Consider the following 26,438-nt stretch of genomic DNA (forward strand, 5'->3'; position numbering starts at 1 on the left):
GGTGACCGGCGCCGGGCCGATCGGCATCATGGGGGCGCTGGTTGCCAAGCGCTCGGGCGCGCGCAAGGTGGTGATCACCGACATCAACCCGACGCGGCTGGAGCTTGCCCGCAAGGTCGGCATCGACTACGTCGTCGACGCCTCCAAGGAAAACCTCGCCGACGTGATGAAGGCGATCGGCATGACCGAGGGCTTCGACGTCGGGCTGGAAATGTCGGGGGCAGCACCCGCCTTCCGCGACATGATCGACAAGATGAACAATGGTGGCAAGATCGCCATTCTCGGCATCGCGCCGGCCGGCTTCGAGATCGACTGGAACAAGGTGATCTTCAAGATGCTCAACCTCAAGGGCATCTACGGCCGCGAGATGTTCGAGACCTGGTACAAGATGATCGCCTTCGTCCAGGGCGGGCTCGACCTGTCACCGGTCATCACCCACCGCATCGGCATCGACGAGTTCCGCGACGGCTTCGAGGCCATGCGCTCCGGCAACTCCGGCAAGGTCGTCATGGACTGGTAAGCGGGACGCTTCGGCGCAGTGCCGGAAACCACCAGGCCGCGCGTTCCACGGATGCGCGGCTTTTTCGTCAGCGTTTCCCGTTTAGACGGAATCGCAGAAACGCTATATCTCTTTGTTTTTGCGCATTTCCTGACGGAAAACCGCTGCGCACTTCTCCTGGAAATGCTCTAGTTGGCAAGGCCGAACTGGATCTCGATCTCGTGGTAGCGGGCGCCCGGGCCGGCCCAGCGATGATAAATCTCGCGGCTCTCGCCGGAGAAATTGTGTCTGCTCATCTCGATCTTTTCCACCAGTGGCGCATAGCCCTGGGTGAAGAGGCTTCGCATCGGGCCTTGATGCAGGGTCGAGGCTACCATGATCGGCTCGAGCTCGATCATATCCAGCGCGCCGCGATAGCCCTCGCCACGCTCGACGGGTCGGCAGATGCGCCAGTCAAAGACGGTTCTGGCGTTCTTCGGCAGGTTCTGCGCGATGAAGATCCAAGGCCCTGCGGGCTTGCGCCCCGCCCGGCCGATCTCCGCCTCGATCAGCGGTGCCAGCTCGGCGGCTGCATGCCTGACGTCCGGGATTGTGATCCTGCGCGCAATGCTGATGACGCGCATGGCGTCGGTTTCCTTGATGTTCATTCTGGCCTCCGTTTCCTGCAGCGCCGCGCGTCTTTTCAGACGCGCAAAGGTCGCTGTAGCGCTTTGAATTGCCGCATGTTTTTGTCCATAAATCGGGTACGATTTAAGGAAACATGCAGTAGGGCGGAAGGTCTTTCGAGATCGGGTCGCGGGCAAGCGAAAAACCGGAATAATGTTGCGAACTCTAAGACGAAGTCCGCCGTTTCAGGAATTGTTTTGCGTCTTGTTGATCCGGCTTGTTCGTCGGCTGCGGTGCACTATCTTTGCCGACGCTGCCGATGTCTGCGATCAGCGGTTGAGACGATCAGAGGAGCCCGTGCATGCGCTATGAGGGAAGCTGTCATTGTGGAAAGATTGCCTTCGAAGTTGAGGGGAACTTCGCCGAGGCGATCGATTGCAATTGTTCGATGTGTCGCCGGCGTGGCGGATTGCTGGCCTTCGTTTCGCGCGACAGTCTGAGGCTGAAGACGCCGGAAGCTGATCTCTCGACCTATGAATTCAACAGGCATGTCATCAAGCATCATTTCTGCAACCATTGTGGCATCGCACCCTTCGGCGAAGGGGCCGGTCCGAACGGACCCATGGCGGCCGTCAACCTGCGCTGTCTGCCGGAGTTCGACATTGAGGCAGTGAAGATCGTCAAATATGACGGGCTTTCGGTGTGAGGGTGCCAACGCGTATAGTCATGGTTGCGCCGTTGGCCAAGGCACAACGGAGCCTTGCCGATAAGCGGTATCGACCCTTGTCTTTTGACGGGCAGCGCCTACATGTTCAGCGGACGCTGATAAACACCAAAAAACATGAACTGAGGCGATTTTTGCCGAATCGGGCGGTTTTTCAGCGGAAATGCTTGACGGGATCGAAAATTCTGGGAATCACCATTTCCAAGCAAGAAATGGCGAAATGACACGGCGGTTAGGATATCATGCCAGTAGTGCTTCAGTGGCAGGACTGTCGGAGCTTGCCCGCTTTGCCACGATCGCTATCGTGGTTAATCAGGAATTAAACATCATCCCGTTACGTCAGGGGAAATGATTCGGTGGCGGGTGCGCGGCGCACCCGGACCTTCGAGCGGCATTTGCACCGGGCTCACGCCGGTTGCGACAAGGAAAGCGACGAACTAAATGGCAACCAAAGTCAAAGAAAACGAAGAAGCTGACGTTGAACGCGAAGGCGCTCCGGACGGCCCGCTTCTCGATCTTTCCGATGACGCTGTCAAGAAGATGATCAAGGCCGCCAAGAAGCGCGGCTATGTGACGATGGACGAATTGAACTCCGTCCTGCCGTCCGAAGAAGTCACCTCCGAGCAGATCGAAGACACGATGGCGATGCTCTCCGACATGGGCATCAACGTCATCGAAGACGAGGAAGCTGAGGAAGCCGCCGGCGGCAGCAGCGACGACGAAAGCAGCGACGACGACAACGACGGCGAAGGCGGCGAACTGGCCCCTTCCGGCGGCACGGCGCTTGCGGCGACGAAGAAGAAAGAGCCGACCGACAGAACCGATGACCCGGTGCGCATGTATCTGCGCGAAATGGGTTCGGTAGAGCTTCTGTCGCGCGAGGGCGAAATCGCGATTGCCAAGCGCATCGAGGCTGGCCGCGAGACGATGATCGCTGGTCTCTGTGAGAGCCCGTTGACGTTCCAGGCGCTGATCATCTGGCGCGACGAACTCAACGAAGGCCAGACGCTGCTGCGCGAGATCATCGATCTCGAAACCACCTATTCCGGTCCCGAGGCAAAGGCTGCTCCGCAGTTCCAGAGCCCGGAAAAGATCGAGGCTGACCGCAAGGCTGCCGAGGAAAAGGAAAAGACCCGCAAGGTTCGCGCCGCCAACGACGACGACATCACCAATGTCGGCGGCGATGTCATGCCGAGCGAGGAGGAAGAGGAAGACGACGACGAGTCGAACCTCTCGCTCGCCGCCATGGAAGCGGAACTGCGCCCGCAGGTCATGGAAACCCTCGACATCATCGCCGAGACCTACAAGAAGCTGCGCAAGCTGCAGGACCAGCAGGTGGAAGCCCGCCTGGCTGCCACTGGCACGCTGTCGCCTGCCCAGGAGCGCCGCTACAAGGAGCTCAAGGACGAGCTGATCAAGGCGGTCAAGTCGCTGTCGCTCAACCAGAACCGCGTCGACAGCCTCGTCGAGCAGCTCTACGACATCTCCAAGCGCCTGATGCAGAACGAAGGCCGCCTGTTGCGCCTGGCCGAATCCTACGGCGTCAAGCGTGACTCGTTCCTCGAGCAGTATTCCGGCGCCGAACTCGACCCGAACTGGATGAAGTCGATCAGCAACCTGGCCGGCAAGGGCTGGAAGGAATTCGCCAAGAGCGAAAACCAGACGATCCGCGACATCCGCCAGGAGATCCAGAACCTTGCGACCGAAACCGGCATCTCGATCGCCGAATTCCGCCGCATCGTCTCGATGGTGCAGAAGGGCGAGCGCGAAGCGCGCATCGCCAAGAAGGAAATGGTCGAAGCGAACCTGCGCCTCGTCATCTCCATCGCCAAGAAGTACACCAACCGCGGCCTGCAGTTCCTCGATCTCATTCAGGAAGGCAACATCGGCCTGATGAAGGCGGTCGACAAGTTCGAATACCGTCGCGGTTACAAGTTCTCGACCTATGCGACCTGGTGGATCCGTCAGGCGATCACCCGTTCGATCGCCGACCAGGCCCGCACGATCCGCATTCCGGTGCACATGATCGAAACGATCAACAAGATCGTTCGCACGTCGCGCCAGATGCTGCATGAAATCGGTCGCGAACCGACGCCGGAAGAATTGGCCGAGAAGCTCGCCATGCCGCTCGAAAAGGTCCGCAAGGTCCTGAAGATCGCCAAGGAGCCGATCTCGCTCGAAACCCCGGTGGGCGACGAAGAGGATTCGCATCTCGGCGATTTCATCGAGGACAAGAATGCGCTGCTGCCGATCGATGCCGCCATCCAGGCGAACCTGCGCGAAACGACGACCCGCGTTCTTGCCTCGCTGACGCCGCGCGAAGAGCGCGTCCTGCGCATGCGCTTCGGCATCGGCATGAACACCGACCATACGCTCGAAGAAGTCGGCCAGCAGTTCTCGGTTACCCGCGAACGTATCCGTCAGATCGAGGCGAAGGCGCTGCGCAAGCTCAAGCATCCGAGCCGCTCGCGCAAGCTGCGCTCGTTCCTCGACAGCTAAGCGGTCGAAGGTCGAACCATCAAGAAGCCGGGCGCTCAGCCCGGCTTTTTTGTTGTTCCGATGCTTTCTTGTAGGTGTCTTCGCACAGGACTATACTTCCCCTTTCGGAGCAATTGGGGCACCCGGCTTGAAGCACGGGCAGTCGCACCGTGGGCGTGAAGCGTGCCCTCATGGAGGTGTGAAATGACCACTTATGTCGTGCTCCTCAACTGGACAGAGCAGGGCGTTAAGAACGTGCGCGAGTCTCCCAAGCGGCTCGACGCGGCCAAGAAGATGCTCGCCGACATGGGCGGCTCCTTCAAACATTTCTTTCTGACCATGGGCGAGTACGACATGGTGGCTATCTGCGAGGCGCCTGACGATGCGGTGGCGGCGCGCTTTGCCATGACGCTCGGCATGGGTGGCAATGTGCGCACGCGGACGCTCAAGGCCTTCCCGGAAGCCGCCTATCGCGAGTTGGTCGCGTCCCTGGGCTGAGATCAGCAGGCGCTGAGCGCAACAATCGGCAATACGATGCTTATCTACGGCGCGCCGTTGCCGGAGAGTATGCGCGCGGCGCGCGCATGGCATCCCGAAAGGCCTCGTCGAAGCTGACGCCGCGGATCTGCCAGCGATACTCCCTGCCGTTTTCGGTGATGCGCCAGTCGGCGATCCAGCCGCGGGCGGCATCGGACCATACGAGGGTGCCGGCGAGGGGCACTTCCGCGCCGATATCCGTTGCGAGCTGTTTGAGCTCGGCCGGCCGCTGGCGCGATAGATGGACGAAATCAAGGTCTTTGCTTGTAAGCGTTGCAGCATCGGGCAGCCGCACCGAGAGCGCCAGCGGTACTGCCGCGACGGCAAGCGAATCCGCCATATACGGGCTCTCGCTGCCGTCGCGCGTCAGCACGAAGCGGCGCCTCTGATCGTGAACGGCAAGCAGCACGGCGATTGTCGGCCGCGGCGACAGCCACGGCTTGCGCCCGAGCTTTGCCAGGAGCGGATCGATGGTGGTGGGATCGAAACGGCAGGTAAGGTCATGCGGGCGGTCATGCGTTCCCTGCTCGTCATGAATCGGGACGCCTTCCAGCCGGTCGCGGTAGGAGAACGAGGCGACGAACTCTGCGGCTTGCACCTGCAGGGCGGCAAGTGCCGTGCTCCCCGTGAGCGTGAAATCGCCGGAGACCTTGACGAGAACCTCGCTCAGGCATTCGCGAAAGCCGATCTGCCGGTTCTGCTCGCCGGTGCCTGTGACGATCGCATCGCTGACATAGAGCGCCGTCCGGTCGGCGGCTTGCGCGCCGGTCCACAACAGCCCGATGATCGCTGCGGTCATCACAAGCGTTTTGGCTAGCCTGCCCATCAGCCCGTCAGTTTACCGGCGGCAGCGGGCAGCTGAGGTCGCCTTCCTGACAGCTGAGATAGCCCTTGAAATCCTTGACGCGGTTCTGGGTCAGGTTATCGCGGCACAGAAGGACGATCATCGGATAGGCGGTGCCGCCCGTAACCCCGGCGGCGGAAAAATCGCATTCGGCATCACGGAAGGCGATCCATGCCTTTTGTGCGGCAATGAGCAGCTTGGTGGTGTCCTGGTCGTCCTTCAGGCGCGCCTCGATCTGCTTGTAGAGGGTGTTGAGTTCGGTGTCGGAGGCCTTGAGGGATTTATCAGCGCATTCGTTCATCGTCGCCTGGTCGCTGGCATTGGCGCAATCGTCGGCCCATGCGGCGGGTGCAAGGCCCACCAGTCCGACAAGGGTTGCAAACATCAAAGCAGGAAACCGCATGTCTTCGCTCTCCTCGTTTCGCGCCTGCCGCCGTCGACGCGCGCTCGCATGATCTTCGGAAACCTGCGGACGCGCAAAGGACGCCGTAGCACTTTGAACCTGCTGCATAATTTATCCTTAAATCGGATCCGACTTCAGGACGTATGCGGTAGCCCCGCAATCAATCGTATTCGATTCAAAACCGATCCTTAACGTTTACGTTTTATCAATCTCTCGGAAACGAGAGGTTCGAAGATGCGTTGCGTTTTTGTCGTCGTCCTCCTGTTGCTGGCCGGTTGCGCAACGGTGCCGAGAGACACCCGGAACGCGTGCGCGGTTTTCGAGCAGCGAGATGGCCTTTTCAACAATTGGCGCCGCGCCGCCTATCAGGCGGAGCGCGAATATGGCGTGCCCGTTCCGGTGCTGATGGCGACGATCTATACGGAATCCGGCTTCCGCCATAATGCCAAGCCGCCGCGCACAAAACTCTTCGGCTTCATTCCCTGGACGCGCGTTTCATCGGCCTATGGCTATTCGCAGGCGCTCGACGGCACCTGGGCGCGCTACCAGAGCGAAACCGGCCGCTGGACGGCGCGGCGTTCGGATTTCGGCGACGCCATCCGCTTCATTGCCTGGTATCACCGCGAAAGCAGCCAGAAGAACGGCATCGCGCTCAACGACGCCTATCGGCTCTACATCGCCTATTATCACGGGCATGCCGGTTATGCCCGCGGCAACTGGAGCGACACGGCCAAGACCGGCGCCAAACGCGCCTCTGGCATGGCCTCGCTCTATAGCCGCCAACTCAACGGTTGCGGAAGCTGATGTCATATCAGCAGCTGGCATAGGGCTCAGCCGGCGGCGGCCTTTTCAAGCCCGGCGACGTCGATCTTGACCATGCCCATCATCGCCTGCTGGGCGCGGCCGGCGCGGGCCGGATCAGGATCGCTCAGGTGCTGCATCAGCGCATCCGGTATGATCTGCCAGGCAAGGCCGAAGCGGTCCTTCAGCCAGCCGCAGTGCTGCGGCGTGCCGCCGTCGAGCAGGCGCTCCCAATAATAGTCGACCTCCGCCTGATCGGCACAGCGCACGAAGAACGAGACGGCTTCGGAAAACTTGAAATGCGGCCCGCCGTTGAGCCCCATGAACGCCTGTCCCTCAAGCTCGAACGAGGCGGTGAACGCCTTACCGTCAGGCCCTTTCTTGACGTCGGTGACGCGGGAATTGCGGAAGATGGAGGTATAGAACTGGATGGCGTCTTCGAGCTGGTTGTCGAACCAGAGAAAGGGCGTGATCTTCTGCATGACTGTTGCTCCCTTGGGCGGTGGTCTTCCCAAGGACGAACGAAAAGCGGATGTGCCGACAGGCGACCCGGATTTTTTCTCAAAGCCTTGAGTGGCCGCAACAGGCCGGCCGGCAAAGGCGGCGAGGGCACCCAAGCATTCATCATCTGAAAAAATCGCTGGTTTTGTCGGAACCTTTCCATCCCGTTCGTCCTTTGTTGGTCGAAGCAACCGAGGAGGATATCGACATGAGTTACGTGGATGGTTTCATCGTTGCCGTGCCCAAGGGCAATATCGAGGCCTACAAGGACATGGCGCGGCAGGCGGGCGATGTGTGGATGGAGCATGGCGCACTCTCCTATGCCGAATGCCTCGGCGACGACGTGCCCTATGGCGAGGTGACGTCCTTTCCCCGCGCCGTGCAGGCCAAGGACGACGAGACCGTGGTCTTTTCCTGGATCGTCTACAAGTCGCGCGCCGACCGTGACGCGATCGTTGCCAAGGTGATGGCGGATCCGCGGCTGCAAGGCGATGCCTGGAAGGATGTGTTCGATGGCAAGCGCATGATCTATGGCGGATTCGAGGCTTTTCTCGAGAAATAGACTTGGCGGGAGGCCTACAGCGCCGCGCGTCTTATTAAACGCGCAAAGGTCGCTGTAGCCCTTTGAATTGCTGCATGTTTTATCCTTAAATCGAATAGGATTTAAGGAGACCTGCAGTGGGCTTGACTTGGCAGCGGCTTTTGCCAAACCCGTTCAGGTGGCGGCGCGCTTGCCGCCGCCAGCCGAGGAGAACCAACGCCGATGCCGCAGACCACGATCGTCATTTCCACCCGCGGCCAGGGGCTCTACGAGTTCACCGACGAGGCGGCAGACTTCGTCAGCGCCAACGGCGCGGGCGAGGGGCTTTTGACCCTGTTCGTCCGCCACACCTCCTGCTCGCTGTTGATCCAGGAAAACGCCGATCCCGACGTGAAGCGGGACCTCCGCGAGTTCTTCGCCCGGCTGGTGCCGCCATCCTCCGATCCGTCGATGCGCTGGGTGGTGCACACGCAGGAGGGGCCAGACGATATGCCCGCTCACATCAAGGCGGCGCTGACGCAGGTGTCGATCGGCGTGCCCGTCAATGCGGGCCGCATGGCGCTCGGCACCTGGCAGGGGCTCTATCTCTTCGAACACCGCGACCGGCCGCACCGCCGCGAGATCGTGCTGCATCTGGGGCCATGACATCTGCCGATTGACCGCGGCAACGTCTTGAAGGGGACTGTCACCCCTCCATATTGGTTAGGGAACGGGGTGCGAACGAAATTTGCCGGCGCGTTCGTTCGATCGTCGTTTCCTCGTCTGCCGTCCGAAAGGCATGGCCATACGCAATCAGCATCGAGGTAGATATGACCGACGCGCAGACCATTGCCAGCCGCTTCATCGAGGCGCTCAACGACCGCGATTTCCACGCCTTGGCGCGGCTTGTCGACGAGGACGTGGCGCTTGATTCGCTGACCGGCCAGCGCACCGTCGGCGTCGAGCCGCTGCGGGCAAGCATCATGACCTATCTCCGGCATTTCGACGAAACCTATGGCGACATCGTGCTGATGCGCGACAATTTCGGCCAGCGGATTGCCGCCGATGTGACGGCGCGCGGCACCTATCGTGAGACGCTGGAGGGCTTTCCCGCCGCATCCGGCCAAACCTATTCGATCCCCACCGTCTTCGTATTCGAGATCGAGGACCAGTCGATCACCCGGCTCAGCCATTATCGCAACATGCGGGCTTTCGAAGCCGAACTTGCCGGCTGATCGGCAGCGACGCATCACGGCCGCCTCAAGGAAATCGTGGCGATCTTTTTATGCCGCCCGTCGCGCGCGGTATCGCAATCCTGCGTGCCGGGGATTCCATTAATCAACTGCTATTTCTAGCGAAAATCCGGTTCTGGTGCGGCAGCACCGCGCCGTTGCGGCTCGCTTAAAAGTCGAACGAATCTTTGTCTCCCGCCGGTTTTCGTCAGGTGCCCGCAATCTGAACCCCGCATGAATGTGCAGTTCCGCTAGCGTTCAGTTTGGCGCCGCTATTGTCCGATCAATCGCTTGGGACGGTGATTGCAGATTGAACCCTTCAAGCCCTCGGAGAAAGACCATGAAGAATACCCTCATCAACGCAGCCGCCGCCGTCGTCATCGGTTTGACCGGCCTCGTGGGCGCCGCTTCCACCGCTTCCGCAGAAACCGTCGAATTCGGCTTCGGCTCGGGCGGTGGCGTCCAGGTCCAGTATCGCGACTACGACGGTGGTTATGGTGACGAGCGCGACTGGGGTCGCGAGCGCCGCGTCCGGACCGTGGCTGGGATGGCGGTGGCCGCCGTAGCCGTTGCGCCCCCTGGATGGCCGTCGACAAGGCCCGTGACCATGGCCTGCGCCGCGCCCATGTCGCCGATGTCTCGCACCGCCGCGTCGTCGTCGAAGGCAGCCGCCGCGGCTATCGCCAGACGATCGCGTTCGCCAACGTTCGCGGCTGCCCCTTTATCGGCCGCTGGTAATCCAAGCCTTTTCCGTCCTGTCTCCCCCGGCCGGCGGAAATGCGCCCCCTCACGCCCCAGGCGTGAGGGGTTTTTCTTTGTCTGAGACACATCGCAGAAGAGCAGGGCTGGGCCGCACGCCACAAGTCTCTGGTCCACCTGGCGCTGTTGCGAAGCCGCGACCCACTTTGCGTTGTTTGGCGGGAGGGCTGCCTCAGTGGCCGGGCAAAGCGTGGCTCTGCCAATCAAAGCGCGCAGCAATTCCAAGTGCTACAGCGACTTTGCGCGTCTGATACGACGCGCGGCGCTGTCGTGCGTGGGACCGTATGCGCTCCATCCGGTGAGCAGCATACCGCAGAGCGATGCCTTGGCATCGGCCGCGACGCTGGTTAGCCGACAGAGGGTCCACCCGGAGGGGGTCGGTGCTTCTGGCCTCCAGACGGGGTCGATAATCCTCAGCGGCCGGGTTCTCTTGTTTTACCCATGTCGTTATCGCAAGCCTGCGGCACACTTTCGCGACATGCTTCAATCTCAAGCCGGACAGAAAAAGCCCCGCGCGGTTGTAACCGCACGGGGCTTTGCTATGCGACTGATGCCCGCCTAAGCGAAGCGTCGTACCGAGCCAACTGCAGGCCCGCAAAACCCGCCCGCACTTTCCGCGGGACGGGCCTCAGCGGTCGGTCTTACTGCTTGATCGCGAAGGTGACGTTGACGGTCACGTTGTAGCTGTTTTCGCCCGTTGCCATCGGCACGGAGTCGGCTGCGTATTCCTTGGCCATGCCGGCGCGCATCATCGGCACCGGCTCCGGGCGGAAGCCCTGTTCGGTGATCTCGACGATGTTGCCGAGCGAGACGCCGGCAGCTTCGGCCAGAACCTTGGCCTTCTCGATGGCGTCGGCAACGGCTGCCTTGCGCGCTTCGGTGATGGTGCCTTCCGGCTTGTCGTTGGTGAACTGGATGCCGCCGCCCTGGTTGACGCCCAATGTCACCGATTTGTCGACGATGTCACCGAGCTTGGCGAGGTCGCGCACGCGCACGCTGACGCCGTTGGCCACCTGGTAGCCGATCAGCTCCGGCGGGCGGTTGCCGCCGTCATTGTTGGGCGGGTAGTTGTATTGCGGGTTGACCGAAAAGCCGCTCGTCTGCAGGTCGCGCTCGGCAATGCCGCCGTCCTTCAGCGCAGCCAGAACCTCGGCCATCGTCTTGTTGTTGGCGTCGAGCGCCTCGCGGGCGGTCTTGGCGTCCTTGACGACGCTCAGCTGCAGGATGGCCATGTCAGGCGCGATCGATGAGCGGCCTTCGCCGGCCACGGTGATGATCGCTTCGCGCTTTTTGGCGGGATCTTGCGCGTGCGCGCCGGCAGCGGCAATACCCGCAAAGGCGGCGGCCAAGGCAGCAATGGAAAGCGTGCGGGCAGTGCGTGTGGAAGTCATGGTTCGTGTCTCTCCGGTTGTTTCTGTCCCTGCTGCTTTCATGCTTAGCGATTGTGTGGGCATTGCGGCAATGACTTGTCGTCAAAAAGGTTTTCGGCTAGAGCCATTGCCGATCACGAACTGCCATTGGTTCGCTGAGTCCCGGATCTTTGATCCGGCGTGGGCCTGTAGCTCAATGGTTAGAGCCGGCGGCTCATAACCGCTTGGTTGGGGGTTCGAGTCCCTCCGGGCCCACCATTGTAACCTACCGGCGAATGTTTGCGAGATCTGCGTCTCAAGCCTGTTAAATCATTGCGTTCGATGAAGCGTAAAGCGGGCGTGAGGTCTCTATCCTCGTGCAACGCGTAGGATGTGAGCGGAAATCCTGTAAAATGCTAACAACACGCGCTTGATTGCTGAAGCTATATGCAAGGCAGACGTGAAACGCCTAAAAATTGCAATGGCCGACAAAGCGAGCCTGATAAGGACGTCTCTCATGAAAGGCTCGCGCCGGCCCGGGACCTCGCGCCCACCAGGGTTCTTTCCGCGACCTAAAAATGGCTCAACAGCAGTCGCGCTGGAGAACCGCGCTCCTGGCTGCTCTACGGTTAGATACTTCTCATCTGTGAGATAACCGCCGAGCGGTCAAAAAAATGCCCGCCGGAGCGGGCAGTTTTGGAGTGGGCGCATACGCTCAAACATGTTGCGCCTGGAAGCCAAGGTGCGTCACAGAGGTCAACACTGTGTAAACAGCCGGCAGCCAGAAATGAGGGGGACTTTGGTCGGGCCCGGTTTTGCGCCGAGCGTCCCGCGGACGAACGGCTGTTGCGGCTTGACAGGTGATCGGCGCGCATGGCGGCGATGGCGGCTGGTGCGGCAGGCGCTGCGAAGGGAAGGAAGACAGGCGCGCAACTGGCGCATGGTCGACGTCGGTGTGCGGTCGAAATCGGTGCGCGTGGGTTGGCGGCCCGGCCTGATGATCTCACAGCGTTTCTTTGTTGCGGCCACGTATCGCGCCTTGGCTGGGCGGCGGCTGGCGAGGCGAAGGCCCGTGCCTGCCGCGCCGATTTCGGTCGTCCGTACGTGTGAAAAGACATCGCTAAGAAAGAAACTCTTAATTTTAGCTGTCAATAATAAGAAGTGGGGGTTGAACTTCTTGGGTGATTCCCGCTACTGCATGTTTCCTTAAATCCTATTCGATTTAAGGATCAAAACATGCAGCCATTCAAAGTGCTGCAGCGACCTTTGCGCGTCTAACAAGACGCGCGGCGCTGTAGGGAAGTTGCCAAGCGGCGCTGGCCGCTTCTTCGAAAGGATGCTTATGCGAAGCCTAACCGCCTTGGGCGGCGCACGCCGCACCACCGTTTCGGGTTTCAAGTATCTCGTACCTGCCTCGCTTCTCGGTCTTCTGCTTGTCTCATCCGGCTGTTCGTCGGCGAGTATGGCTGAAAGCCCGCTGTTTGCGTCTGCCGGCTCCAAGGCAGCCGTAAGCGCACCGAGCGCGGGCGCGAAGCAGGGCAAGCTGATCAAGGTTGCGGAAGAGGACGATATCGTGGAGCCGCTGCCGGCAAGACGGCGCGTTTCCGCCTATCTCGGCCGCGCGCCCTATATCTGCTCGCCGAGCGGTTTCGGCCATACGTCGCGCTGCTTCCTCAGAAGCTCGCTGTAAAGCCATTCCCATAGGGCGGAGCGCCACAGCACCCCGTTTCATTCCGAGTGCCGTTAGACCGTTTCCGCGTTGGATGCACGAACGGAAATACTCAAGCTCCTTGTGTTCCAGGCAACTCCGGGCGGAACCTTCCCGGGCTTTTCCTGGAAATGCTCAAAGTCCTCCTGCCGGAGACAGCTCTTGTCGATTGCGATGTTCAGATCGGTGTTTTTGGCCGGCCTCATGGCGCTTCTGCCGGTGGCGGGTGCCTCGCGGGTTGCGGCTGCCGATCTCGGCGGCACGGTCGATCGCGTGCTGACGACGGGCTCGATCAGCTCGGCGGCGCGGTCTGCCGGCACGCCCGGCGGCGAGGTCGCGATCGGCGTCTACGATCCGCATGACGCGGTCACGGGCAGCGCTGCGCTCACGATCGAGCATGTCTTCATCTATTGGCAGGCGCTCGACAAGGCGATGCTGAAGCGCAAGATCGCCATTGCCGAGGGCCAAGGGCGGGCGCTGATGATCTCCGTCGAGCCCTATACCCATGCGAGCAACTGGCGGGCGGGCGGCGAGCGGCTGTTTGCCGATATCGGCCGCGGTCGTTTCGACCGCGAGATCGGCGATATCTGCCGGCGTGCCGGCGCGGTTGCAGCGCCGGTCTACATGCGCTGGGGCCACGAGATGGAGGACCCTGACGGCCGCTATCCCTGGGCGCGGCGCGACATGGACGGCTATAAGAAGGCGTTTCGCTATTTCGTTAGAAGCTGCCGGGAGCTGGCGCCTGACGCTCGCTTCGTCTGGTCGCCCAAGGGCCATCGCAACCTTGCCGGCTACTATCCCGGCGACGATGTCGTCGATGCCATCGGCATTCCCGTGTGGGGTCTGCAGAAGATGGATGTGGACTATTGGGGGCGGGAGCGCAGCTTCGGCGAGACGCTTGGCGAAAAATACCGCCGCGTCGAAGGCTTTGGAAAGCCTGTGATGATTGCCGAGCTTGGGGTTGCCGGTTCAGCGGATTACAAGCGCGCCTGGTACGCAGAAATCTTCGATCGCAGGACTTATCGCGCGCGTTTCCCGCTGTTGACGGCCGTGGTGTTCTTCAACGACAGGGAGCCTTACAAGTGGCCGCTTGGCTATGGCTCGCCGGACTGGCGGCTGGACAAGGCCGCGCTGGCAGCACTTGTTTCCGACAAGGTCGAAATCGTCGCCGGCCGACGCAATAGCGGCTGATGCATGTCGCGCAAAAGTGTGCAGCGGTTTTGCGAAAACGGCATGCGGTTTAAGAGCGGTGGACGCACCGGCCGTTCAGCCGGTGCGTGAATGTCGGAAAACTGGAGTTTTTCTCAGGCAAGCAGAAGGCCCGATTCACGGGCGGCCGCGGTGAAGCATTGGCTTGCCCTGTTGACGCTGGTCAGCCCGTCAAGCGCATCCAGGCAGCGCTGAAGGGCGGCACGATATTCCCGTCCACGTCTGCCCGGCCATTGCCGCAGCAGTTCGAGCGCCTCCCAGACCGTCCTGACGACGGTCTGCCGCTTGGACGACAGTTTCAGGTGGATCGGCGTTGCGAAGGTTTTTTCGCTCATCTTGCATTCCTCGTTCATAGTCTTTTGAGCGCGAGGCCAACGCCGGGGAGCGCCAATGGTTCCCTCCGCGGCTGCACTTTTTTAACCATGACGATGCCGACCCGATGTGTTCGGCCAGATGGGGGGCCGTCGGAAGCCCTGGAAGACAAGGCTTTCGGACGAGAGCCGGCACGCTTTCGCCGTGACAATTTTTGCGAAAGATTTTTTCGAATGATGGAGGCGTGGGGAGCGGCGAGGGGCCTGCGGCCGGGTGCAGGCCGTCTCCCTGAAACCGTTCAAGCGTTTTGGCTGTCAGCGATCAGAGATCGAGCGCGGCCCTGAGGTCGGTCGGCTTGCGCTCCCTGAGGTCGAGATCGGCCTCGATGTGATCGATATGGCGGATCATCAGCGCACAGGCGGTGTCGATGTCGCCGGTTTCGATCGCAGTCAGGATGTCGCCATGCTCGTCGTGGCCACAGGTCGAGACGCTCGATTGTCCATAAAGCGCGATGACGAGCGAGGAGCGCGCCACCAGCTCATCCATGAAGCGCCTGAGAATGACATTGCCGCTGAGATCGGCGAGCGCCAGGTGGAAATCACCCGAGGCCTTGATCTCGGCGCGGCGCGCCGACCGGCCGCGCTGTGCGGTCAGTTGATGTTCGGCGGCAAGCAGGCGGCGCAGCTCATCGATATCAGCCGCGCCAATGCGCGGCGCGGCGGCGCGCACGAGGCCCGGCTCGATCAGTCGGCGGGTCGCAAAAATCTGGCGGGCTTCATCCGGCGAGGGATGGGCGACGAAGGCGCCGCGGTTCTTCTCGACAGTGACCAGCCCCTCATAGGCGAGCGACTGCAGCGCGGCGCGCACCAGCGTACGGCTGACGTTGAACAGATCGCCGACATCGCTTTCGGACAGCTTGGTTCCGGGCGCAAGCCGTCGTTCGACGATCGCATCGCGCAGCTTGTCGCGAATCTGTCGGGTGCTGGTGTCGGTGGACGCGTCGGCCGCCGCAGGATGGGTGGTCAGGGACATGAAGGAAATCGATCCACGATTGAACGCGGCATCTTATCGACGCGCGCGCCCTACAGCGCCGCGCGTCTTATTAGACGCGCAAATGTCGCTGTAGCACTTTGAATGGCTGCCTGTTTTTATCCTTAAATCGAATAGGATTTAAGGAAACATGCAGTAAGGAAACGACAATCTGGCATGGCAAAGCGTCGTTGCCAATGTGGGCCGACTACTTGTCAAGTTCGGGATAGACGCGGTCGATGAAGCCTGGCCGGAGCTTCTCGCCGATCAGGCAGTCGGGCGCGGGCAAGGCATCGACGAGGCGCACACGCGGCGGTGGCGGCAGGCCGCTGACCTCCAGGATCAGCTTCTGGCGGATGGCGATGGCGAAATCTTCCGGCTCATGCACCGGCAGCACGAAGGAGCCCGGGCCGCCGACGACGCACTCGGCATAATACTGGTCGAGCGGCCCGGTCGAGACGGACGGTCTAATCAGGATCGCCAGGCCATTGATGATGATGCCGCGGGCAATGGCGATGTCGCGGGCGGGAATGACCGGTGGGCCGATATTGTTGGGTCCGTCGCCAGACACGTCGATGATGCGGCGCATGCCGGCAAAGGCGTTGGAGTCGATCAGCGCTGTGCCGTAAGTGAGCGCGTTGGAGATCGAGGTGCCGCGGCGGGTGCCGACGGGGCGGGCCTCGATCAGCGCGGCAAAGGCGTCCGCTTCGGCGGCGTTGGAGATCACCTGCCAGGCAACGACGGAGGATTCGTTGACGGTGCCGGCCCATTCGAAATAGCCAAGGGCGATCCGGCCATAGCGACCGCTCGTTACCGCATTGAGGAAGTCGGAATGGCGCAGCGCCTGCACGTAGCCGGCGCGCTGGACGCGGGCTTCGTCCAGATCCATCGAGCCGGACATGTCGACGGCCAGCACCAGTTCGACATCGACGTCGGTGTGCGCGGCGGTCGATTGGGTCGGGCCACCAGTCAGGGAAAGGATCAACGCCAGCATGGTTAACATCGCTTCAACCCGTCATTGCGAGCCGCGTCATCTCAGGAAATGTAGCACAGGATTGGCTTATCGCGACTGTTTGGGGTTGGCTGACCTTCAATAAAAGGTGATATCGACAGGGTTTACTGCCGATCGATACCGTGCCGACGGGCCTGCATGAGCTGAGGATATGCTTCAACAGACACGGAATACGGAGCGTTTTCAGGTCGATAGGCTGCAGTCCGCCGCTTTCGACTATTTCCTGCGCTATAGCGATGCCGGCACCGGGCTTGTCGCCGATACGTCGCTTCCCGACGCGCCCTCAAGCATCGCTGCCACCGGTTTCGGGCTTTCCTGCTACCCTGTTGGCGTCGAGCGCGGCTGGATCGGGCGCGGCGAAGCGGCCGGCCGGGTGCTGATGACCCTGCGGTTTCTGGCGCAAAGCCGGCAGGGGAGCGATGCGCTCGCCACCGGTTATCGCGGCTTCTACTATCACTTTCTCCACATGAAGACCGGCGAGCGGGTGTGGCAGTGCGAGCTTTCCACCATCGATACCGCGCTGCTGATTGCCGGCGTTTTGACCGCAGGCGCCTATTTCTCCGGCGACAGTGCGGGGGAGCGGGAAATCCGCGCGCTTGCGGATAAGCTCTATGCCCGGGTGGATTGGCGCTGGGCGCTCGGCCGTGGCGAGATACTGACGATGGGCTGGCGACCGCCCGGGCGGTTTCTTAAGTATCGATGGCAGGGCTACAGCGAGGCACTGCTGCTCTACGTGCTCGCGCTCGGCGCGCCGCACCATGCAATCGGCCCGGAGCACTACCGCGAATTCACGGCCGCCTATGCGTGGACCACGGTCGACGGTGCGCCGCATCTGCAGGCCGCGCCTTTGTTCGTCCATCTCTTTCCGCAAGCCTGGTTGGACCTTCGCGGCATTGGCGATGCGCCGATGCGTGACGAGGCGACTGATTATTTCGACAATACCTGCCGGGCGATCGCGCTGCAGCGAGCCCATGCCGAGCGCAATCCCGGCGATTTCGCCGGTTACGGCGGGGATATGTGGGGCCTCAGCGCCTGCGGTGGACCGGCGGGGCGGCAGCGGCTTGTCGATGGGCGTTGGCAGCGGATGCTCGGCTATGCGGCGCGCGGCGCGCCCGGTGGTCCTGACGATGGCACGCTGGCACCTTGGGCACCGGTTGCCTGTCTGCCTTTCGCTGCCGATGCGTCGCAGTCGGCACTCGCCGAGCTCGAGAACTGTTACCCGGACATTCTGTGCGAGAGCCGGTTTCCCGGCGGGTTCAATCCGAGCCTGCCCGGTGTGGGCCCGGAGGGTTGGGTCGACGACCGCGTGGTCGGGCTTGACCAGGGGCTTGTCGTGATGATGATCGAGAATGCCAGAAACGGTTTCGTCTGGGAGCTGACGCGCAGCATTCCGGCCATACGGCGCGGATTGCAGCGGGCGGATTTTCGCGGCGGCTGGCTTGAGACCAGGGAGACGGCATGAGCTTGGGCCACGAGCGGCAGGACGAGCGCCCGGCGGAGGACGAGGCGGACGCGGCGTTGCGCCAGAGCGCCCTTGGCGTTCTCGCGCACCTGCAGTCGTCTTTCCCCGAAGTGGGCTTTTCGCTCGGGGCGCCGGCGACGTATTTCTTCCCGAGGCGCGGTTCTGGGTGGAGGAGGGCGTCGGGCTTGAAGACAGCCTTGCCTATCAGGATCGCTTTGCCGAGGGCATGGACGACAAGATCCGCGCCGCCCATCTGATTGCCTTTTACAGCAACCAGCTCACGCTCGCGCTTGGCGGCCTCTATCTCGGTGGGGGCATCGTGGCAGCCGTTCGCGGCCTTCGCTTCGAAGAATTTTCGCGGGCCTATGGCGAACGGCTTGTCGCGGCCAAGCGGTTTCATTTCAGCCTTGCCTTGCCCGCAGCCGGGGATCATGCCCCGGCGACTGCGGACGTCTTCGGCGAAACCTTCGCTGCGCATCTGGCGCCGATCGTCGTCATGTTGAAGCGTCGCACCGGCCTGTCCTCGGGCGCGCAATGGCGGCTTGCGGCGGATTCGCTTGCCGGTGGGTTCCTGGAGATCGGCCGCGTCCTCGGCGACGAGGAGACCGCGATGGCGAGGGCGCTGGCGATCGTCAAGCGCGCGGGTACGTCGCTATTTTCCGACAAGCTCCGTTACGAGGACATCGTGATCGAGATCGGCGGCAATCATGCGCTGTCGCGCACCTATCGCCTGCGCGGCGGCTGCTGTCTCTATTATCGAACGGAAGGTGGCAGCTTCTGCGACAGTTGCGTGATGCTGGCGCCGGACGACCGCCGCGCGCGGTTGCAGGCGCATCTGCTGGCATTGCAGGCGCGCTGAGACATCTCGACGACAAAGCCCCTGATATCGGCGATATCAGGGGCTCCGGGTTGATGGCGAAATCTGGCCGGTCTGTTACGCCTTGGCGAAACGATCGTTGATGAAGCCCGACACGACGCCGAGAACAATCCAGAACGCGAGCGTGGTGGCAAGGGCTGCCACGGCGAATTCAGCGCCGAGCACGGCCGGCACATTGCTGGAGATGTCCGACGGTTGCGGCGCGCCATAGACATGCGGTGCCGCGATCAGCACGAGGCCGATGATCTTGGCGGCGATCTCTTGCCGCAAGACCAGCAGATAGAGACCGGCGGCAGACAACAGCACGGTTGCACCCCACCAGACCTGGCGGTCGCCGAGTTCCGCGGCCGGGAAGCCCGGCAGTTCCGGCGGCAGACCGATTGCCGGCAGCATGTGCACGGCAAGCCAGCCGCAGGCGCCCCAGAGCGCGCCGTTCCTGAGCGTGATCGGGTAGCCGATGACGAGGCTGACGCCGGCGAGCAGCAGCGCGAAGCCGGAGCCGGTCACCAGATTGGCGATCAGCGTGCCGGAAAAGCGGCTCATGCCGAACATGATGCCGCCTTCCTCGTGTTCGCCCTCATGGGCGTAGGCAGGCGTGATCGGCGACAGGGCGTCAAGCAAAGCGCCAATCGGCGAAACCGCCTTCAGCGACGAATGCTGGTCGTGGTTTGCTGCGGCCGGATCGGCCGTTCCCGGCTGAACGGCTGGTTGTTCGCCGGCGGCCGGTGCCTCGCCTTCGAATTCTTCCGCGTGCAGGATCAGCGGTACGACGCGCAGTTCCTGGGCGCCGGTCATGAAGACACCGGCAATCAATCCAGCCACGATCGCGGCCAGAAGCGTTCTGACAATCATTTTCGATATCCCTCGATATCGGCGCGCCATGCATCTGGCAGGCAGCGCCGTGTCCCACTGGCAAATATGCGAACGGCTCCGTCCGGCAGATCTTCAATCTGCATCAGACGCGAGCAAACGCGTCCGGCTGTCTGCCGGAAGCGTTTTTGTCCGCAGCTATGTCGATGCGGAACGCAAGTCGCGTCCCGGAACATCGCTTAGTGGCAGGGGAAGCCATAGGAGTGGCGGGTGTCGTGCGCGGTATCGTGCAGCACGGCCGAGTTCGCCAGGCCTGCGCCGAAGACGAGGAAGCCGCCGATGAGGAGCGCGATGATACCTGCGGTCAGACGATCGCTGAGGGAGAGCGGAATGCTCGAAACTGTAGATGTAGCCATGACAACCTCCGTGATGGCGTCGGGATCTTTCCCGGTTTGGGCCCTATGCCCGCATCGACTGGCAGGTTTCCTGGCTCAGGACGTCGGGTGAGATCACCCTGGATTTGCCTCGCCTTCCCAGAGCAAGGGCCGCCCTCTCGCGGTCTTGTCTCCAGTGGCTTCTTCCGGATCGCTCCGGAACGGCGCATTCACGTCGCTCTACAGTCGCGGGGTCGGCCGTGATTTGAATGCCCAGCATGGGTCCATCCGTCACGTTCCCGTTTACTCCCGAAACGCGTTCGCGTTGCGGGAACCAATCGATCCACGATGATTAGGATCGCACCCCGGAGATGTCAATTAGACTTGCGCCGCCGCCCGGTCCATCCGCGACAAAATCACGAAGGATCATGCGTTTATAGGCTTCGACGATCTGGTCGCCCTCTGCTCTGGTGACGGAGACCGCAAGCCGCATCGTGCAATCGCCGAGATGCATGATCAAAAAGGCGGCGCTGTCGATCGTTTCGCGCGGCGTGTCGGGCGCAAACCGAGCCCAGACGTCGGCCAGAAGCTGGCCGCCGGCACGGCTTTGCAAAAGGTCGATCTCGCGCAGCGCCTTGTCGGCCTGCATCGCTGACCAGATGTCGCGCATCACAGGCTCGGCCAGGAACATATCGTAATAGATGTCGAACAGCATGGAGAAGGCGTCACGCAGTTCCGAGATCGACGTCACCTTGGCAAGCTCGGCCCCGATGCATTCATTGCAGACCGCATTGTAGCGCTCGGCCAGCGTGCGCACGATCGCCGCCTTGTCGGGGAAGTACTGGTAGAGGGAGCCGATCGAGATTCCAGCCTTTTCAGCGACTTCGCTCATGCGCATGGCGTCGCTGCCCTTCTCCTGGATGATCGCCGTGGCGCAGGAAAGGATGTGCTCGACGCGCTCGCGGCTGCGCTTCTGGCTGGGCGTGCGGCGCAGCGCCGGCTCGTCGTCAGCGGGGATTGTGGAAGGGCTTGCATCGGGAATCATGAGTAATGCTCACATTTTGACTTGACTCCTAAAATACGAGGATTTATCACATTTGCAAATGTGAGAGATGCTCATGTTTTGCAATCAACCTCAGGAGGAAGCGATGACTGACAAACTCACACTGGTTCTGGGCGGTACGGGCAAGACGGGGCGGCGGGTGGCGGCCCGCCTTGAGGAGCGGGGTATCGCGGTGCGCATCGGCGCCCGTTCGGCATCGCCTTCCTTCGACTGGACGGATGAGGCGACCTGGGCGCCCGTGCTTGAAAATGTCGAGCGCATCTATATCAGCTACCAGCCGGATCTGGCGGTGCCGGGCGCCGTCGAAACCATCCGCAAATTCTCGAGGCTTGCCGTTCGCTCGGGCATCAAGCGGCTGGTGCTTCTGTCGGGGCGCGGCGAGGACGAGGCGGAAGCGGCCGAGCGCGAACTGCAGGCCTCCGGCGCCGACTGGACGATCATCCGGGCAAGCTGGTTCTTCGAGAATTTCAGCGAGGATTTTTTGACCGATTCCGTTCGCAGCGGATCGGTGTTCCTGCCGCCGGATGAGATCACCGAACCCTTCATCAGCACCGACGACATCGCCGACGTGGCAGTTGCAGCCCTTCTGGACGAGGGGCATGTCGGCAAGGTCTATGAGCTGACAGGCCCGCGGCTGATGACCTTTGCCCAGGCCGTGGCCGAGATCGCGACGGCTGCCAACCGCCGGATCGGCTATCAGTCCGTGCCGGTTGCCGACTTCACGGTGCAGTTGCGGGCCGACGGATTGCCTGATGACTATGTCGAACTCATCCGCTATCTCTTCACGTCGGTGCTCGACGGGCGCAATTCGCAAGTGACGTCCGATGTCGAGCGCGTGCTTGGGCGCAAACCGCGCGACTTCGCCGACTATGCCCGGGAGACCGCTGCAACTGGTGTCTGGAGTATCGCCGCATGATCCCGCTGATCCCCGCTCTGGCGTTTGCCGCCGCAATCGGCTCCGGCCTGATGGCCGGGCTGTTCTTCATCTTCTCGGTCTGCATCATGCAGGCTTTGTCGCGGCTGCCGGCGGAGCAGGGGATCGCGGCGATGAACGCCATCAACGTGGTGATCCAGAATCCGCTGTTCCTCAGTACCTTCATGGGCACGGCGCTTCTGGGGCTCGCGCTGGTCGTCGCGGCCTTCATCTGGGGCGGTAACGGCAGCCTGCTGCTGGCGGCCGGCGGCATCGCCTACGTCGCCGGCGTGCTGATCGTCACCATTATCTTCAACGTGCCGATGAACGATGCGCTGGCGGCTGCCACGTCTGGGCAGGCTGCCACCGAAATCTGGCAGCAGCACTACCTGACCGACTGGGTCTGGTGGAACCATGTGCGCACGATTTCCTCGATCGGCGCTCTGGCGCTGTTCATTCTGGGTTTTGCGCGCAGCTGAAGAGAACGACCGACGCGACCCTGTGAAGGTCCGCCGGTCGTTCATTTCAATCAACCAGCGAGCCGCAGGTGAGGTTGGCGATCGCGCCGGTCATGGCGCCCGCCCGGTCCGAGGCGACGAAGGCGGCATAGTCGGCGACCTCGTCGAGCCTCGGGAAACGGCCGAGCAATGTGCCGGACTTTGCCCGACCGTCGAGCATCTCCTCCACAGTGGTATCGAACCGGTCGGCAAACCCTTGAAAGACGGCGCGCGCATGCGAAGCTGGCAGTGCCTCGGGAATGGCATCCGGCCGCAGGCAGATGACGCGGATGCCATGGCTGCCGAGTTCGCCGGCGAGAATGCGCGAGAAGGTCTCGATGGCGCCGCAGGTGGTGCCGTAGCCGAGGAAACCCGAGCCGGACATGCGCGAGCCGGGCGTCGAAAGCGTCAGGATGACACCGCTGCCGTTTCTTTCCATCTGCGCTGCTGCCGCCTTGGCGGTGATGAAGTTGGCGCGGGTATAGGCTGCAATCGGGTGCTCGAACTGTTCCAGCGTCAGCTCAGAAAGCGGCGGGCCCTGAATGTGGGCAAAGCCGACAGCGGTCAGGACCACGTCGATCCTGCCGGTTCGGTCGACAACCGATTGCGCATGCCGCTCGACGGCGGCTTGATCCATCACGTCGAGGACGTCGAACTCCGCCTTTCCACCCGCCGCCCGTATTGCCTTGGCCGTACGATCCAGGGTTTCGGCCGTTCGTCCAACGAGAAAGACACTCGCGCCTTCGCGGGCAAAGGCACGCGCCGCAGCACCGCCGATGGCGCCGCTGCCGCCATAAACAATCGCACTCTTATCCTGAAGCAACATTGTAGCCTCCCTTGATCCTGTTGGGGTGAATGGGCGTGCGGCATGGGCCCCTGGATCGATATCGATCCAAGGGAGAAAACCGTGCAGCAAGTATGATGTGTTAACGGGTACTAGCGCGCAGCGATCTGCCGCGCATATTCCTGTTCGAGCCTAGTATGCTTGTTCCAGAAGCCATGCGAGGTGCGGTCGGAAACCACATCGGCGAGAATGTCGAGATGGGTGTGCCAGCCGGCAGCCACGCTTGCCATCATCTCCTGTGTCGCGATGCGCGAATGGGTGACCACCAGCAGCACTTCTGAGCCCTTGGCCTCCAGATCGAAGCGCACCTGCGACGGCGTCGGCGTGCCTTCGCCCCAGGTATAGGCCAACAGGTACGGCGGCTTGCAGGCGATGATGCGGCCATGGATACGGCTTTCGCCGGCAAGGGCGGCATATTTGGTTGGCGGCTCACCGCAATCCGTGCCGAGGTCCTCATGGCGGAAGATATGTTCGACCGTCGATTCGGCTATAGCACCTATGGTGCCCGACGCCATCCACTGGCGGCGCTTGTCCTCCTCCGTCAGGTAGGCCCAGATGCGCTCGATCGGGCCGGGCAACAACCGCTCGATGCGTGCCGCATCCGGCGCGACGATCCGGGCATATCCGCCGTCGTCCATGCCGGCTTGCGGTGTCATCGCTTCTTCTCCGTTTGCTGCGGCGTCGTGGTCTGCCTGTCTGCGGCCTTCGCGGCGTCCTCGGCCAGAAGCAGTGCCTCCAACACATCGATGCGTTGACGCCAGAAGGCTTCGTAATGGCGCATCCATTCCATGCCGGCATGCATCGGCTCGGCGTCGAGCCGGCAGACATGCGCCCGGCCGCGCACTTCGCGCCGCACGAGACCGGCGCCTTCGAGCACCTTGATGTGTTTCGATGCGGCGGCAAGCGAGATCGAGAAGGGTGCGGCCAACTCGCCCACCAGCCGCTCACCCGCTGACAGATCCTGCAGCATCGCCCGCCGCGTCGGGTCGGACAGCGCATGGAATACGGCGTCAAGCCGATCGTTCATATATTCAACCATGTCGTTGAATATCGCCGATCTCGCGGTTATTGTCAACCGATTGGTTGAATATCTCTGTGCCGATCCTTCCAGGCGACCAACGCCTCTGTGAGGTCCGCGGTCGGCACCATGCGGGCAAATTGTTCGCTTTCCACCAGAAGCCCCTCTGATATCGACATGTTGAGGCCGCGGGTGACGGCGGTGATGATCGTCTGGACCACAAGCGGTGAATGTCGCAGGATGCGTCTGGCAAGCGCGCGGGCGGCAGGCATGAGCTCGTCGTGGGCAACGACGCTGTTGACCAGCCCCAGTTCGAGCGCGTGTTCGGCCGAAAAGTCGTCGCCGGTCAAAAGCAGTTCCAGCGCGCGTTTGCGGCCGGCAAGCCGGGGCAGGCGCTGGGTGCCGCCAAAGGTCGGCGGCATGCCCAGCCTGATCTCGGGCTTGGCGAAACGGGCGCGATCGCTGGCAACGGCAAGATGCACGGCCTCGGTGATTTCGCAGCCGCCGCCATAGGCGAGACCGTTGACGGCGGCGATGATGGGCTTGGGAAATGCCTCCAGCCTTGCGGTCAGGCGCTGGCCGCGGCGGACGAAATCACGCACGGCGGTGTTCGCCCCCTTGGCAACGCTCCCGGAAAACTCGGGAATGTCGCCGCCGGCGGAAAAGGCCCGTTCGCCAGCACCGGTGATGATCACCGCGCCGACGGTGTCGTTCACCTCGATCATGTCGAGCAGACCCAAAAGCCAATCGATCAGTTCGTAGTTCAGCGCATTGAGCTTGGCCGGTCGGTTCAGCGTCAGAAGCGCGATGCCATCGGAAATCTGCAGCAATACGGTGTCGGACATGGTGTTCTCCCTTCCTCGCGTCGAGCGAGGCATTGACGAAAGAAGGCTAGGTGAGGGAAGATCAAAAGTATATTCACTAGTCGGTATACATCGATATGGCAAAACCAGAGCGCACCACCCGGGAAGGCATCATCGATGCCGCCTCGAAACTCTTCTATGCCGAGGGCATTCGCGCCGTCAGCGTCGACGCGGTGGCTGAAGCTGCCGGGGTGACGAAACGCACGCTCTATTACCATTTCGGGAGCAAGGACGAGCTGATCGCCGCCTATCTCGAAGGGCGCGACCAGCCGAACCTGGCGCTCTTCCGCAGATGGTTCGATGCAGCAGACGGCGATCTTGCCGCGAAGGTCGAGGCGATCTTCGTCAATCTCGCCCGGGCAGCGCGGCATTCGAAATGGAAGGGGTGCGGCTTCCTGCGCACGTCGGCCGAGCTTGCGAACATGCCCGGCCATCCCGCTATCCGCATCGGTGCCGCCCACAAGAAGAAGTTCGAGGCCTGGCTGACGCAGATGTTTGCCGTGGCGGGCATCGATGATGCAGGCGAGCTGGCGCGCCAGATGCTGTTGCTGCTCGACGGCAGTTTTGCAGTCGTGCTCCTGCACCGGGATGCGAGCTATATGGAGAGTGCCGGCAAGGCGGCAGCGACCCTCGTGCGTGTGGCGACGGCTGCCCGCTGATCTCGGGTTTCTGTCGTCAGGTTTTTTCGTCAGCTTCGACCTTGATGGTGCCGCAGGGATCGAGCACGACGCCGTCTTCGAAAGTGCCGGAGACCAGCCCGCTGACATCGACCCGGTCTCCCGGCTTCAAGGCGCTGTTGTTGTATTCCAGGCAAACGACGCGGGTCCTGGTTTGTGGGCAAAGGGTGGTGACGGCGATCGGATCCTGAACCTCCAACGACACGACCTCGGCCGTCAGCTCGACATCGGGCCACTCCGGCGGTTGCTTCTGCCAGCCCGCAACCATATGGAAGATCGCTTCGCAGCTGGTAACGTGCGGGCCGCCATCTTCGGCGATGGATGGCGCCGGCAGCAACAGAAGCGGCAGCAAAGTGCTGCGGGCGATCCGTTTCAGGTCAAGCATTGAGGTCTCCAATGAAAGAACACAAGGGGCGAAACGCCTTCGATTGGCGGCTTTTCCTTGGGTTCGGTTGGTTATTGATCGGCATTTTCGCCGATCGGCTAAATCTCTTCCTTCCGCGCGACAGGCATCTGC

General features: G+C 62.1%; 31 protein-coding genes, 1 tRNA gene, 1 pseudogene and 1 riboswitch. Of the genes and pseudogenes, 17 read left to right on the plus strand and 16 right to left on the minus strand.

Annotated features, from left to right (window positions below; all coding sequences use genetic code 11):
• The coding region (locus BKP54_RS33450) for a zinc-binding dehydrogenase (protein WP_143347950.1) at window positions 1-520 on the plus strand (520 nt) is incomplete at its 5' end.
• Window positions 521-687: 167 nt separating this feature from the next.
• Here the strand turns inward: BKP54_RS33450 and BKP54_RS33455 are convergent.
• Entirely contained in the window at window positions 688-1,146 is a 459-nt protein-coding gene (locus BKP54_RS33455; protein ID WP_025427884.1) for a hypothetical protein, read from the minus strand.
• Between the two features lie 320 nt (window positions 1,147-1,466).
• Between BKP54_RS33455 and BKP54_RS33460 the strand changes: the two genes are divergently transcribed.
• From BKP54_RS33460 to BKP54_RS33470, 3 genes are all read left to right on the plus strand, one after another.
• Window positions 1,467-1,811 carry a GFA family protein gene (locus BKP54_RS33460; RefSeq protein ID WP_025427883.1) on the plus strand — a complete coding sequence of 115 codons (345 nt, stop codon included), beginning with the start codon at window positions 1,467-1,469 and terminating at the stop codon, window positions 1,809-1,811.
• A 459-nt stretch (window positions 1,812-2,270) separates the two neighbouring features.
• Complete coding sequence (gene rpoD / locus BKP54_RS33465) at window positions 2,271-4,328, plus strand: RNA polymerase sigma factor RpoD (RefSeq protein ID WP_025427882.1); 2,058 nt, start codon at window positions 2,271-2,273, stop codon at window positions 4,326-4,328.
• 183 nt (window positions 4,329-4,511) lie between these two features.
• Window positions 4,512-4,805, plus strand: a complete 294-nt coding sequence (locus BKP54_RS33470; protein ID WP_025427881.1) for a GYD domain-containing protein — start codon at window positions 4,512-4,514, stop codon at window positions 4,803-4,805.
• A gap of 40 nt (window positions 4,806-4,845) precedes the next feature.
• Here BKP54_RS33470 and BKP54_RS33475 read toward each other — a convergent pair whose 3' ends face one another.
• Both BKP54_RS33475 and BKP54_RS33480 read right to left on the minus strand, forming a co-directional pair.
• The gene (locus BKP54_RS33475) at window positions 4,846-5,643 is read right to left on the minus strand and encodes a DUF2066 domain-containing protein (protein WP_158071749.1); all 798 of its coding nucleotides are present in this window, start codon (window positions 5,641-5,643) and stop codon (window positions 4,846-4,848) included.
• A gap of 34 nt (window positions 5,644-5,677) precedes the next feature.
• Window positions 5,678-6,091: a lysozyme inhibitor LprI family protein gene (locus BKP54_RS33480; RefSeq protein ID WP_025427879.1), complete on the minus strand. Its 414-nt coding sequence runs from the start codon at window positions 6,089-6,091 to the stop codon at window positions 5,678-5,680.
• A 234-nt stretch (window positions 6,092-6,325) separates the two neighbouring features.
• Between BKP54_RS33480 and BKP54_RS33485 the strand changes: the two genes are divergently transcribed.
• On the plus strand, window positions 6,326-6,895 hold the full coding sequence (locus BKP54_RS33485) for a transglycosylase SLT domain-containing protein (RefSeq protein ID WP_025427878.1): 570 nt from the start codon (window positions 6,326-6,328) through the stop codon (window positions 6,893-6,895).
• A gap of 26 nt (window positions 6,896-6,921) precedes the next feature.
• On the opposite strand, the gene BKP54_RS33490 is transcribed toward BKP54_RS33485, so the two are convergent.
• Complete coding sequence (locus BKP54_RS33490; RefSeq protein WP_025427877.1) at window positions 6,922-7,374, minus strand: VOC family protein; 453 nt, start codon at window positions 7,372-7,374, stop codon at window positions 6,922-6,924.
• 227 nt (window positions 7,375-7,601) lie between these two features.
• On the opposite strand from BKP54_RS33490, the gene BKP54_RS33495 reads away from it, so the two are divergent.
• From BKP54_RS33495 to BKP54_RS33510, 4 genes and pseudogenes are all read left to right on the plus strand, one after another.
• Window positions 7,602-7,955, plus strand: coding sequence for a DUF1428 family protein (locus BKP54_RS33495; protein WP_025427876.1), 354 nt, complete (start codon window positions 7,602-7,604; stop codon window positions 7,953-7,955).
• A 201-nt stretch (window positions 7,956-8,156) separates the two neighbouring features.
• Entirely contained in the window at window positions 8,157-8,579 is a 423-nt protein-coding gene (locus BKP54_RS33500; RefSeq protein ID WP_025427875.1) for a secondary thiamine-phosphate synthase enzyme YjbQ, read from the plus strand.
• 164 nt (window positions 8,580-8,743) lie between these two features.
• Complete coding sequence (locus BKP54_RS33505) at window positions 8,744-9,148, plus strand: ketosteroid isomerase-related protein (protein WP_025427874.1); 405 nt, start codon at window positions 8,744-8,746, stop codon at window positions 9,146-9,148.
• Window positions 9,149-9,485: 337 nt separating this feature from the next.
• Window positions 9,486-9,883 (plus strand): annotated as a pseudogene (locus BKP54_RS33510) (hypothetical protein).
• A 662-nt stretch (window positions 9,884-10,545) separates the two neighbouring features.
• Here BKP54_RS33510 and BKP54_RS33515 read toward each other — a convergent pair.
• Window positions 10,546-11,295, minus strand: coding sequence for an SIMPL domain-containing protein (locus BKP54_RS33515; RefSeq protein ID WP_057210308.1), 750 nt, complete (start codon window positions 11,293-11,295; stop codon window positions 10,546-10,548).
• A gap of 161 nt (window positions 11,296-11,456) precedes the next feature.
• Here BKP54_RS33515 and BKP54_RS33520 point away from each other — a divergent pair.
• The 3 genes from BKP54_RS33520 (at window position 11,457) to BKP54_RS33535 (ending at window position 14,152) form a co-directional block, all read left to right on the plus strand.
• A tRNA-Ile gene (locus tag BKP54_RS33520) sits at window positions 11,457-11,532 on the plus strand.
• 1,063 nt (window positions 11,533-12,595) lie between these two features.
• The gene (locus tag BKP54_RS33530; protein ID WP_038576297.1) at window positions 12,596-12,943 is read left to right on the plus strand and encodes a hypothetical protein; all 348 of its coding nucleotides are present in this window, start codon (window positions 12,596-12,598) and stop codon (window positions 12,941-12,943) included.
• Window positions 12,944-13,123: 180 nt separating this feature from the next.
• The gene (locus BKP54_RS33535) at window positions 13,124-14,152 is read left to right on the plus strand and encodes a glycosyl hydrolase (protein ID WP_084815643.1); all 1,029 of its coding nucleotides are present in this window, start codon (window positions 13,124-13,126) and stop codon (window positions 14,150-14,152) included.
• Between the two features lie 113 nt (window positions 14,153-14,265).
• Here BKP54_RS33535 and BKP54_RS33540 read toward each other — a convergent pair whose 3' ends face one another.
• The 3 genes from BKP54_RS33540 to BKP54_RS33550 all read right to left on the minus strand — a co-directional run bounded on the left by BKP54_RS33540 (window position 14,266) and on the right by BKP54_RS33550 (window position 16,514).
• On the minus strand, window positions 14,266-14,505 hold the full coding sequence (locus BKP54_RS33540) for a DUF982 domain-containing protein (RefSeq protein ID WP_025427868.1): 240 nt from the start codon (window positions 14,503-14,505) through the stop codon (window positions 14,266-14,268).
• A 298-nt stretch (window positions 14,506-14,803) separates the two neighbouring features.
• Entirely contained in the window at window positions 14,804-15,514 is a 711-nt protein-coding gene (locus BKP54_RS33545; RefSeq protein WP_025427867.1) for a GntR family transcriptional regulator, read from the minus strand.
• Between the two features lie 205 nt (window positions 15,515-15,719).
• Window positions 15,720-16,514 (minus strand): DUF1194 domain-containing protein, encoded by a 795-nt coding sequence (locus tag BKP54_RS33550; protein ID WP_025427866.1) that lies wholly within the window; start codon window positions 16,512-16,514, stop codon window positions 15,720-15,722.
• Between the two features lie 160 nt (window positions 16,515-16,674).
• On the opposite strand from BKP54_RS33550, the gene BKP54_RS33555 reads away from it, so the two are divergent.
• Together BKP54_RS33555 and BKP54_RS33560 are read left to right on the plus strand one after the other, a co-directional pair.
• A complete protein-coding gene (locus BKP54_RS33555; RefSeq protein WP_025427865.1) occupies window positions 16,675-17,985 on the plus strand; it encodes a glucoamylase family protein in 1,311 nt (436 codons plus the stop codon).
• Between the two features lie 166 nt (window positions 17,986-18,151).
• A complete protein-coding gene (locus tag BKP54_RS33560) occupies window positions 18,152-18,844 on the plus strand; it encodes a (2Fe-2S)-binding protein (RefSeq protein WP_245318014.1) in 693 nt (230 codons plus the stop codon).
• 75 nt (window positions 18,845-18,919) lie between these two features.
• On the opposite strand, the gene BKP54_RS33565 is transcribed toward BKP54_RS33560, so the two are convergent.
• The 3 genes from BKP54_RS33565 to BKP54_RS33575 all read right to left on the minus strand — a co-directional run bounded on the left by BKP54_RS33565 (window position 18,920) and on the right by BKP54_RS33575 (window position 21,091).
• A complete protein-coding gene (locus BKP54_RS33565) occupies window positions 18,920-19,714 on the minus strand; it encodes a CbtA family protein (protein ID WP_025427863.1) in 795 nt (264 codons plus the stop codon).
• A gap of 197 nt (window positions 19,715-19,911) precedes the next feature.
• A complete protein-coding gene (locus BKP54_RS33570; protein ID WP_025427862.1) occupies window positions 19,912-20,088 on the minus strand; it encodes a CbtB-domain containing protein in 177 nt (58 codons plus the stop codon).
• 42 nt (window positions 20,089-20,130) lie between these two features.
• A riboswitch (cobalamin riboswitch) is annotated at window positions 20,131-20,400 on the minus strand.
• Window positions 20,399-21,091 (minus strand): TetR/AcrR family transcriptional regulator, encoded by a 693-nt coding sequence (locus tag BKP54_RS33575; RefSeq protein ID WP_025427861.1) that lies wholly within the window; start codon window positions 21,089-21,091, stop codon window positions 20,399-20,401. Its footprint overlaps the riboswitch before it by 2 nt.
• Window positions 21,092-21,194: 103 nt before the next feature.
• Between BKP54_RS33575 and BKP54_RS33580 the strand changes: the two genes are divergently transcribed.
• Together BKP54_RS33580 and BKP54_RS33585 are read left to right on the plus strand one after the other, a co-directional pair.
• Entirely contained in the window at window positions 21,195-22,025 is an 831-nt protein-coding gene (locus BKP54_RS33580) for an NAD(P)H-binding protein (RefSeq protein ID WP_025427860.1), read from the plus strand.
• Window positions 22,022-22,501, plus strand: coding sequence for an anthrone oxygenase family protein (locus BKP54_RS33585; RefSeq protein WP_025427859.1), 480 nt, complete (start codon window positions 22,022-22,024; stop codon window positions 22,499-22,501). Before BKP54_RS33580 ends, BKP54_RS33585 begins: the two co-directional genes overlap by 4 nt.
• A gap of 46 nt (window positions 22,502-22,547) precedes the next feature.
• Here BKP54_RS33585 and BKP54_RS33590 read toward each other — a convergent pair whose 3' ends face one another.
• From BKP54_RS33590 to BKP54_RS33605, 4 genes are all read right to left on the minus strand, one after another.
• The gene (locus tag BKP54_RS33590) at window positions 22,548-23,345 is read right to left on the minus strand and encodes an SDR family oxidoreductase (RefSeq protein ID WP_025427858.1); all 798 of its coding nucleotides are present in this window, start codon (window positions 23,343-23,345) and stop codon (window positions 22,548-22,550) included.
• Between the two features lie 110 nt (window positions 23,346-23,455).
• Entirely contained in the window at window positions 23,456-24,019 is a 564-nt protein-coding gene (locus BKP54_RS33595; protein WP_057210270.1) for an SRPBCC family protein, read from the minus strand.
• The gene (locus BKP54_RS33600; RefSeq protein ID WP_225906551.1) at window positions 24,016-24,390 is read right to left on the minus strand and encodes a metalloregulator ArsR/SmtB family transcription factor; all 375 of its coding nucleotides are present in this window, start codon (window positions 24,388-24,390) and stop codon (window positions 24,016-24,018) included. The genes BKP54_RS33595 and BKP54_RS33600 overlap by 4 nt, the downstream gene beginning before the upstream one ends.
• Window positions 24,391-24,434: 44 nt before the next feature.
• The gene (locus BKP54_RS33605; RefSeq protein WP_025427855.1) at window positions 24,435-25,226 is read right to left on the minus strand and encodes a crotonase/enoyl-CoA hydratase family protein; all 792 of its coding nucleotides are present in this window, start codon (window positions 25,224-25,226) and stop codon (window positions 24,435-24,437) included.
• 95 nt (window positions 25,227-25,321) lie between these two features.
• Between BKP54_RS33605 and BKP54_RS33610 the strand changes: the two genes are divergently transcribed.
• Window positions 25,322-25,903: a TetR/AcrR family transcriptional regulator gene (locus tag BKP54_RS33610; RefSeq protein ID WP_038576295.1), complete on the plus strand. Its 582-nt coding sequence runs from the start codon at window positions 25,322-25,324 to the stop codon at window positions 25,901-25,903.
• Between the two features lie 16 nt (window positions 25,904-25,919).
• On the opposite strand, the gene BKP54_RS33615 is transcribed toward BKP54_RS33610, so the two are convergent.
• The gene (locus BKP54_RS33615) at window positions 25,920-26,306 is read right to left on the minus strand and encodes a hypothetical protein (RefSeq protein WP_025427854.1); all 387 of its coding nucleotides are present in this window, start codon (window positions 26,304-26,306) and stop codon (window positions 25,920-25,922) included.
• Between the last annotated feature and the right edge of the window lie 132 nt (window positions 26,307-26,438).

It is taken from the genome of Ensifer sp. 1H6 (genome assembly GCF_001976035.1).
Lineage (GTDB): Bacteria > Pseudomonadota > Alphaproteobacteria > Rhizobiales > Rhizobiaceae > Ensifer > Ensifer canadensis.